This is a genomic window from Muribaculum sp. (genome assembly GCF_029051885.1).
Classification (GTDB): Bacteria; Bacteroidota; Bacteroidia; order Bacteroidales; family Muribaculaceae; genus Muribaculum.
Window position 1 is genome coordinate 1 of record NZ_JAIDKI010000254.1, and the last position, 10,147, is coordinate 10,147.

7 protein-coding genes are annotated in these 10,147 nt (G+C 51.7%); 3 read left to right on the forward strand and 4 right to left on the reverse strand.

Going from position 1 to position 10,147, the window contains the following annotated elements; all coding sequences use genetic code 11:
- Positions 1-1,041 (reverse strand): hypothetical protein (locus K2I50_RS10510; protein WP_301026302.1); only part of this gene is annotated, 1,041 nt, incomplete at its 3' end.
- A 16-nt stretch (positions 1,042-1,057) separates the two neighbouring features.
- Entirely contained in the window at positions 1,058-4,033 is a 2,976-nt protein-coding gene (locus K2I50_RS10515; protein ID WP_301026303.1) for a DEAD/DEAH box helicase, read from the reverse strand.
- Positions 4,034-4,138: 105 nt separating this feature from the next.
- Here K2I50_RS10515 and lepA point away from each other — a divergent pair, with 105 nt between their 5' ends.
- Positions 4,139-5,926 (forward strand): translation elongation factor 4, encoded by a 1,788-nt coding sequence (gene lepA, locus K2I50_RS10520; RefSeq protein WP_301026304.1) that lies wholly within the window; start codon positions 4,139-4,141, stop codon positions 5,924-5,926.
- Positions 5,927-5,964: 38 nt separating this feature from the next.
- Positions 5,965-7,020: a glycerate kinase gene (locus tag K2I50_RS10525; RefSeq protein ID WP_301026305.1), complete on the forward strand. Its 1,056-nt coding sequence runs from the start codon at positions 5,965-5,967 to the stop codon at positions 7,018-7,020.
- Between the two features lie 9 nt (positions 7,021-7,029).
- Here the strand turns inward: K2I50_RS10525 and K2I50_RS10530 are convergent, their stop codons facing one another.
- On the reverse strand, positions 7,030-7,443 hold the full coding sequence (locus tag K2I50_RS10530; RefSeq protein ID WP_301026306.1) for a PH domain-containing protein: 414 nt from the start codon (positions 7,441-7,443) through the stop codon (positions 7,030-7,032).
- Positions 7,444-7,631: 188 nt separating this feature from the next.
- Here K2I50_RS10530 and nhaA point away from each other — a divergent pair, with 188 nt between their 5' ends.
- On the forward strand, positions 7,632-9,029 hold the full coding sequence (gene nhaA / locus K2I50_RS10535) for a Na+/H+ antiporter NhaA (RefSeq protein ID WP_301026307.1): 1,398 nt from the start codon (positions 7,632-7,634) through the stop codon (positions 9,027-9,029).
- A gap of 64 nt (positions 9,030-9,093) precedes the next feature.
- Here the strand turns inward: nhaA and K2I50_RS10540 are convergent, their stop codons facing one another.
- Positions 9,094-9,888: an SGNH/GDSL hydrolase family protein gene (locus K2I50_RS10540; RefSeq protein WP_301026308.1), complete on the reverse strand. Its 795-nt coding sequence runs from the start codon at positions 9,886-9,888 to the stop codon at positions 9,094-9,096.
- Positions 9,889-10,147 lie beyond the last annotated feature (259 nt).

Here is a 10,147-nt window from a genome sequence, read left to right on the forward strand (position 1 = left end):
AATCCATTTACCCGGGTCGGAATGTCGGGCAATCATCCTCATCACACGGTAGGCCATCTCACAGGCAGAGCTGTCAAACGAGGTATTGGAAAATTTACCCTTGAGCTGAGGCATTAGCGCGCGTCTCACAAAATCAGGCACGACACACCCCATATGCCCGACTACATAGCGGCAACGCTCAGCCGGCGACATCGACACGCCCGATTCAGTCTGGTGCATCTCCATCATCAGGTTGACGATGATGCGCCCCCTCGCATTAGCGTAATATTTGCTCAACTTCACATCGCCAAAAAACTCCCTCAGACTTATTCCGGCAGAAACACGCCTGATTACAGGCAAAGTCACATGCGCCGAACCGGAGTCAAACATCCTGGCGGCAACCAATGCATCGTAGTCCGACATGGCCTTAAGAGTACCCGACACATCCGAAAATACTCTAAGATTATCAGGCAGGGCATCCAGCTTCCGGAAGTCGGCGGCATCAGGATATAATACAGCCAGAAGATATGGACGCAACAGTCCGTCGATGACAAATTCCAGTCTTGATTTTGACTTTCCCCAGCTCCATCTGAACTGTTGTATCGACCATGGTGTCGGATATAGCCATGCGAAACGGGTCTTATCGATAAATACCTCCGACGAACCGGTAATATCAAGAGCCTTACGCACCTCCATCTCACTTATCACGCCTGAAATCAAACATTTGCGCCATAGCTTCAGTTCCTTATCCGGAACTTTGTCAACAAGCCATTTCAGATTGCGGTAATCCGACAGAAACACTGCGAATACCTCAGCCAGATGGCCTCGGTTCCTGGGACTATTCAATATCGCCTGACTCATCTCTCCATCTGTAAAGAGTGGCTTCCCTTTGTATGCGCTCCAGTCAACCACAGGCTCACTGTCTCCGATATCGACAAATGCGTAGTGTAGCATACGCTGGATATACACCGGCCGGTATACGGCAAGTTCCCTTATGATGGCTTCGACATCCGACTCATTGCCGGCATATATAGTTACGATTTCAATCTCCTTATTCTTCATTTTGAGTATGTCAGGATTATGATAGAATAAAGTCTATGTCTTCCTGCGACATCTGCTTTGAGAGAGTAGAGTCGGAAGAAACAAGACCCTCGAACAGAGCCGCTTTGCGTTCCTGCAACTGGCGTATGCGTTCTTCTATAGTGCCGCGGGTTATCATGGAGTATGAAGTAACTTTCATCTTCTGCCCCATGCGGTGCAGGCGGTCGATTGCCTGTTTCTCGGCAGCGCGGTTCCACCATGGCTCATAGATAAACACCGTATCGGCGGCCGTAAGATTAAGCCCGACACCGCCTACCTTAAGTGTCAGCAGCAGCACTTTGCAGTCAGCATCATTCTGAAAACGCTGCACCACACTGCGCCGGTCGCCTGTAGAGCCGGTCATGGTGGCATAATCTATGCCCAGACGTTCAAGTCGCTCCCCGACAAGCTCGATTCCGGCAATAAAGTTGAAGAACACCACACATTTATGTCCGTTGGCGGCAGCCTCCGATATCGTCTCAACAAGCGGATCGAGTTTTGGAGAGCTGACAGCTCCGTCGGTAAGTATATTAGGCACAGATGCTATGCGACGCAGTTCGCTGAGAGCCTGAAATATCACAAACTGGCTCTTCTGCATACCGTCAGTTTCTATCGATTTGTTGATAATGTCCTGATAATACCGGCGGCGCTCCTCATAAAGGCGGGCATGGGCCGGTTCCATCTCGGTATACAGCGTCTGCTCGGTAAGGTCGGGCAGTTCGGTCAGCACATCGCGTTTCAGTCGGCGCAGCATAAACGGATACAGTTTGCGCCTGAGAGTCGCCATCGCCTCGGTATCAGCCTCATTCTGGATAGGCATCGCATATTGCCGGCTGAAATCGCCGGCATCGCCAAGCATACCTGGGTTAAGGAAGCGGAACAGAGAGTACAGCTCCATTATATTGTTTTCCATCGGCGTTCCGCTCAGCGCCAGCCGGTGATTGCATTCCAATATGAATGCCGCCTTAGCCGTCTGCGACTCCATATTCTTGATATTCTGCGATTCGTCAAGCACCACATACTCCCATCTCCTGCGTCGAAAAGCATCTATATCATTGCGCATCATACCATATGTAGTAAGCACCACATTGGCCCTGCATGCCTCATCCATATCACGGTTAACTCCATAATAAGTATAAGTCTTCAGCCAGGGCGCAAATCTGGCTATCTCGCTTTCCCAGTTAAAGATAAGGCTCTTGGGCATAACGAGCAGTGAAGGCGGTATACTGCCATCGGCCATCATGTCGGGGGCGCCCTCATTCTTGCGTGGACGTCCACGACGGCGGGGTCTGGCCTCGGCAGATATAGCTCCGCCATATACTATTGTAAGCAATGCTATTGTCTGCACGGTCTTTCCCAGGCCCATATCATCGGCAAGACATCCGCCCATGCCATTGTCATGCAGATACTTCATCCACTTGACACCCTCAAGCTGATATGGCCTGAGAGTGGCATTCAGCCCCGGCAAAGACAACTCTGATGACGGCAACCTCCTGAATCCCTCGAGAAACTCTCTGTAGTGTTGCGGAGCAGAGCCATCGAGAGGAAGCTCAAGCAGAGCCTCGATTTCCGGCATATCAAAATACGACACCTTTACCTTTGCCTCCTTGCCCGAGCCTTCCACCTTGAATATACGCTGAAGGCGGCGCATATAACGGTCGTCCAGTATCGCACGGTTGCCGTCAGAAAGCACCACAAACCGCTGACTGCCGTACTGGTTGAGAAGATCGGGAAGAGTTATCTTTTCTCCGGCTATATCCACCACCGCCTCAGTATCGAGAAAATCGATACCCGACGAAATCATGCGCATGCTGATTTTGGGAAAAGCGGCCTGTATCTTATATTCGCGCAGATGTTCCGAACCAATCAGACGGAACTCCTTGAGCAGCGACGGAAGGCCATGAAGCAGAAACGGCCCCGCCACCTCAGGGGGAACGATGAAGAAAGAGCCATCGCGGTATACATTTTTATATGCCGCCCGGCTTGGTGTGTAATACCGCAGCATCTCCGCTATCTTGTCAGCGTCATTATCCGCCCCCTGTACATCGCAATGCTGTGTACGGCATATGACAGGAAAGCCATCGCCGCCATCTACAGCTACCGCAGTAAGCTGAAGGCGACGCTGCAGATTGAAATCTATGCCGGGGAGCAGCCTGGCGACCTCCATGTTAAGCGAACGGTCGGCATCGACACGCGTAAACACTATCGTCGGCTCATAACCAGCGGCATTGTTGCTCCACTCTACAGGACGTCCGTCGAGCATCACCATTACATTATCTATATAGGTAAAGAACAGACTGAGCCATTGGTTCAGACCTCCGGATGGTATGCTGCTGAAAAATATCGCGATAATATTGAAGTTATCACCCATGTCGGCAATGCTACGCAATACATTGCCGTCAAGTGCGATATTTCTCGACAACAGGTTTTCCGGCGGCAACATGCGGGTCGTGCTTCCACCACCATCGGATTCAGCCGACTCAACGGTAATACCGAGTTCCGGCTCAAACCTCAGTGTATTGCCTTCGTTGTCGGTCACTCTACGCAACTCTACGACCACCCTGGCAGGCTCTATTGATACGTTCACCTGCCCGACACCGTCCACCTCTACATTGTGACAGTCGAGCAGCAACGTGCCCGCCATCGGGAAACGCGACAGACTCACAGCGCTGTCCACACCGTCCCATCCAAGCATGAACCCCGATTGGGAGCGAGCCTCATGCATGGCGTCAAGCACGCGTGCCGCCGCCACAGTGACTCTCGACCGGTCGGGCGTCACCTCTTTACCCTCCGCATCGACCACCGATATGAATGCTTCCGTATGACGGTTGCCGCTTGTCGTGCGGCTGATACGAAACCGGAAATCATCAGCAACAACTGTAGAGCGCACAGTACGGTTTATCGGACGTAATCCCGACAGTCCGGCTGCAAACGCCGATGAAAATACACTATTGTTTTTTTCTAAAGAATCCAATGTTTTTTTCTTGATAAGCAAACTGCAAATATAACGAATCATATTAAAAATCCATCTGCATGTCATTCGAAAAAATCTCAGAAAATTTCACTAACTTTGCACACTATGAAACGAATCAGAAATTTCTGCATAATCGCCCATATCGACCATGGCAAAAGCACCCTGGCCGACCGCTTGCTGGAATATACCCATACCATAGCCGAAAAAGACCTTCAGGCTCAGGTGCTCGACGACATGGATCTCGAGCGTGAGCGTGGCATCACTATCAAGAGCCACGCCATACAGATGGACTATCTCCTGGAAGGAGAACACTACACGCTCAATCTTATCGACACCCCGGGACACGTCGATTTCTCTTATGAGGTATCGCGCTCGATTGCCGCGTGTGAGGGTGCGCTCCTTATCGTCGACGCATCCCAGGGAATTCAGGCCCAGACAATATCAAATCTGTACATGGCCCTTGAAAACGACCTTGAGATTATCCCCGTAATCAACAAGGTAGACCTCGACAGCGCAAAGCCCGACGAAGTAGAGGACCAGATTGTCGACCTGCTCGGATGCGACCCCTCGGATATAATCCGTGCTTCCGGCAAGACAGGTATCGGCGTACCCGAAATACTTGAGGCCATCGTAAAGCGTATACCTGCTCCCCAGGGCGATCCCGACGCGCCGCTGCAGGCTTTGATTTTTGACTCGGTATTCAACCCCTTCCGCGGTATTATTGCCTACTACAAGATTGTAAACGGCACTATCCGCAAGGACGATTTTGTAAAATTCGTTTCTACCGGCAAGGAATACCATGCCGACGAAATAGGCGTACTGAAGATGGACATGTCGCCGCGCAAGGAATTGTCGGCAGGCAACGTAGGATACATCATTTCGGGCATCAAGACCTCAAAAGAAGTAAAAGTAGGCGATACAATCACCCACGTGGACCGTCCCTGCGAGAAAGCAATCGACGGATTTGAGGAAGTGAAGCCGATGGTATTTGCCGGCGTCTACCCTATTGAGACTGAAGACTTCGAAAATCTGCGCAGTTCGCTCGAGAAGCTACAGCTCAACGACGCGTCGCTCACCTTCACACCGGAGTCATCGATGGCGCTAGGATTCGGATTCCGCTGCGGCTTCCTCGGACTGCTCCACATGGAAATCATCCAGGAGCGTCTCGGCCGAGAGTTCGACATGGATGTAATCACCACCGTGCCCAACGTAAGCTACCGCGTATTCGATAAAAAAGGCAACATGACCGAGGTACATAACCCCTCGGGCCTACCCGAGCCTACGCTTATCGACCATATCGAAGAGCCCTACATACGCGCGTCGATTATCACCGCAGCCGACTATATCGGCCCGATTATGACCCTCTGTCTCGGCAAACGCGGCGAGCTTCTCAATCAGCAGTACATATCCGGCAACCGTATAGAGCTCACTTTCGACCTCCCGCTCGGCGAAATCGTGATTGACTTCTACGACAAGCTGAAGTCCATATCCAAAGGCTACGCATCGTTTGACTACCATCTCCACGACTTCCGTGAGTCCAAACTCATCAAGCTCGACATCCTGCTCAACGGCGAGAGCGTCGACGCCCTGTCGACACTTACCCATGTGGACAATGCCGTGACATTCGGCCGACGCATGTGTGAAAAACTAAAGGAACTCATTCCCCGCCAGCAGTTTGACATCGCCATCCAGGCTGCAATCGGAGCAAAAATCATAGCCCGCGAGACCATCAAGGCCGTACGCAAGGACGTTACCGCCAAGTGCTACGGTGGCGACATATCCCGTAAGCGCAAACTCCTCGAGAAGCAGAAGAAAGGCAAAAAGCGCATGAAGCAGATTGGCTCTGTCGAAGTACCGCAAAAAGCATTCCTCGCAGTGCTTAAGCTCGACTGATTCACACCCACGACATCAGCCGGTACAGCTCCCTCATCATGATAATCGCCATAGCTCCCGACAAATACAAAGGCACACTCTCATCGCACAAGGCTGCCGAGGCCATGCGCGAGGGTGTGCTTGCCGTGTGTCACGATGCAGAGGTACACGTCGTGCCTATGGCCGACGGAGGCGAAGGCACAGCCGACATAATAGGCCCGGAGATGGGTTTCTCACGCCACACCGCCACAATCCACGCTCCGGTCGAAGGGCTTCCCCCTACAACTGCCGTGTATTACTACCATCCTGAGCATAAGACCATACTCTTCGACTCAGCCACTGCGGTAGGGCTATCGCTCGTCCCGGCCGCCAAGCGCGACATAATGCGCACATCATCGGCCCCGGTCGGCGAACTGCTGGCGATAGTCCAGGAGCGCCACGATGTACGCAAGGCTATGATAGGACTCGGCGGAACGGCCAATTGCGATGCCGGCCTCGGCATGGTACTCTACATGGCCCGATTCAAGGTGCATATGCCTCAGATAGTGGGCCTGTATGACGCAGGCGTGCCGCTGCTCGCTCACAAAGGCGAGCCTTCGGCACTGACTTTCGCGCCACAGAAAGGCGCCGATGCCGACGATATGGCCATGCTGGAGATGCGTCTGCGCAAAGCGATAAAAATGATGCCGGAAGGAGATCCCGACTCACCGGGAGCAGGAGCTGCCGGAGGACTTGGTTTTGCCATACTCGCAATGGGCGGCAAGCTCGTGCGCGGAGTGGATATCGTGGCCGGAAACCGTATCAGTTCGATTCACCCCGACCTTGTAATCACAGGCGAAGGACGTATCGACAGGCAGTCGTCAATGGGAAAAGTGCTATCATATTTCATTGAATACCACCGCACCACCGCCACGCCGGTAATAGCCATCGGCGGATGCGTGGCCGACGACTGCGATATCTCCACCGACTCATCAGCCACACCCTGCGGCAACGACCTCACGGCCATAATAGCTGCCGACAGCTACGAGCCGCGCGACGTACATCCAATAACTCCGGAAGTAGCGGCATGGCGCATCCGCGAGGCTGTCGCCGACCGCCTACAGGCCTACATCTGACATCATCAATCAGGACTTCACCCGTATATCCGGATTCATGGCTGTCAGCGTCCGGATAAACTTCTCTCTGTCTGTCGGTGAAATTACCAGCGGCGTACGGGTGTTCGTAAACGTTATGGCAAGCCTGTCCATCGAAGCTGCCGGAGACGAAAGAATCGTACGGGTCGGACTTATCTCCACGATATTGCCTATATCATACGTACCGCTGTTCATGACATAGATTGCCTTCACTACAAGCGTGGAGCCATCTATCACATACCTGAATCCGGTAATCACAGCAATCTCCAATGCCGCTATACACGCCAATAAAACAAATACCCATATATCCTCGCCCGACATTACTACAGGGAGCGCAGGCAGGAGGGTAAGGGCCGGAATCAGTACTGCCAGCCAACAATCGATTTTTGACTTATATACTTTCATAACACGGTATTGATTTCCACAAATATATTATTTTCACACATCATAACCAATATTTTCAACAAATAAGTGGAGCCATCTTGACTTTAATCGCGTACTTACCTCACGGAAAAGACTCCACGCAAAAGACAAAAAACTCTTACGCGGAGATATTGTTATACTGATTAGAAACCATAACCAGCCACTCACCTATGTCTTCACAACATATCGATTCAGCTGCCAAAGAATTTCCGGCGAAAGTATATTACAGTGCCAAACGTGCGCTCACGTCACATGCCTCCGGCGGAAATGCGCTTATAGCCGCCACCATACTGGCCCTTATCGTAGCCAACATACCCGGAGTCAACACCATGTATGCCGACTTCTGGAATCAGGAGATACGCCTTCAGGTAGGCTCGTTCAACATATTCAGCCATGGCGGACACCCGATGTCTATGTTGCAGTTTATCAACGATGCGCTGATGGCCATATTTTTCTTCACAATAGGCCTTGAGATAAAGCGTGAGGTGCTTGTCGGCGAACTGAGTTCTTTCAAGCAGGCCCTGCTGCCTATTGTGGCGGCAATCGGAGGTATGGCGGTTCCGGTGGGACTGTTCTGGCTTATGGCTTCCGGCACTGACTACATCGACGGAGCGGCCATACCCATGGCCACCGACATAGCCTTCTCGCTCGGCATACTCGCCATGCTCGGCTCGCGTGTACCCATATCACTTAAGATTTTTCTTACCACTCTTGCCGTAGTCGACGATATAGGCGGCATCATCGTCATAGCCGCATTCTATTCCACCCACATAGAGCCTTGGTTCATAGTAGGAGGCTTATGCATGCTGGGACTGTTGTTTCTCGGGTCGGTACTATCGATTCAGAGCAAGATATTCTATATAATTATAGGTATAATCGTGTGGTATCTCTTCCTCAACTCAGGCATCCACCCCACAATAGCCGGAGTGCTTGTAGCGTTCTGCATACCTTCGAGGCCCGTATTCGCTCCCGAAAAGTATATCAAACAGATACGCAAGGCCATAGCCCACTTCAATGCCGACGACGATGAATCACTGTCACGGCGCTCTATTCTCGACAAAGACCAGATGGACTGGCTCAAAGAGATAGAGTCGGCATCCGACAAAGTGATATCTCCGCTACAGGACCTTGAGGACTCTCTGCACCCTGTAGTAAGCTACCTGATTGTACCGCTGTTTGCTTTCGCCAATGCCGGGATATGCTTCTGGGGCATGAATGCCGGCGCTTTTTTCAGCGGCATCAGCCTCGCTATCATAATCGGTCTGGTAGTCGGCAAATTCTTAGGCATATTCGCATTCTCATGGATTACGGTAAAGACCGGGCTCGCACCTATGCCTGCACACTCCGACTGGAAGATGATAGCCTCCATAGCAATGCTTGCCGGCATCGGATTCACCGTATCCCTATTCATCGCCAACCTCTCGTTTGGAGGCGGTGCAGAGACGGGCAACACACTGCTCAACAACGCCAAGCTCGGCATCGTCATAGGCTCGCTGATAGCAGGTGCTGGCGGATTCCTGCTGCTCCACCGCTTCCTCCCGGCCTCAGCGCCTGATACCGGGGAATAGACACAATATCGCCGCCTTACGCATAAAAGCATAAGACGGCGATAATATTTTGAATACAGGTCTTCTACTTGAAATTAAGCAACGTAAGATTGTCGAGCACTGTCGACTGTGCTACCTGCTGCAGATACTCGGCCTCAGGCCCCGACATTCCGGCCCGGAATTTAGTCTGATATCTCTTGGGAAACATGGTAGTGTATATCACATTAGCCGCCAGATAGCTGCCGATGCGCGAAGGATGGTAGCAGTCGTTGTTGTAAAGTATGACCTCGGGACGCTCCTCGCGCACACGCTTCCATGCAAGCCCCACAGGAGCACATAGGGCATCGTTGTCATAAGCCATCTCAAGATATGATGTGATAAGACGGTGCTGCATACCCTCGTAACTGTTCATCGGAGGATATTCGGGCATAGGCACCCTATAGCCGTATTTATGCCCCCATGTCATGAAGAAAATCACCTTGGCCTGTGGCGAGCCGGCCATCACAAGCGAGTCAATCGTGTGGGCCGAAGGATATACCTTCTCGACAACCTGCGCTGTAGGTAGCGCAGGGTCAGTGCTCTGCTCCTGGACTATCACAAAATCCCAGCCACCCTTCTTCAACAGTTCGTGCAGCTTCGGATTCTCAAGATGTCCCGACAGTCGCTGCCCTCCCTTCACAACCGTAGTAATCGATACAGCCCGCTTCTGTGATGTAGCGATACTGTCGACCATCTGCGGCATCTTATTGTGGTAAGTGAAACTGTTGCCGATAAAAAGGATACGCACCGAATCGGCAGGCTCAGCCTGCTTCTTGGCCTCGGCTACCGAAGGCAGCAGCGACAGGAGCGCTACAAGCATTAGCCACATGTTTTTTCTCATAATCTGTATTTTTCAAAAATTTGGTATTTCCAACGACAAATATAATTATTTCCTCCATACAAGCGGCTCATAAAGCCCGCATTTTATACCTAATCAGCCCTTATACCCGCCGCAAACGTTCCCGATTTTCACGCACCTCCCTCGGCCCCTCACTTTGATGTGAAAGAGTTTTTTTGAACATGCTCTTAGAGCTTGTTTAATAATAAATGTTGCCGCCAGGGTCGTATAGCTTGAGACGATTTTCGACATGTGACGAAGG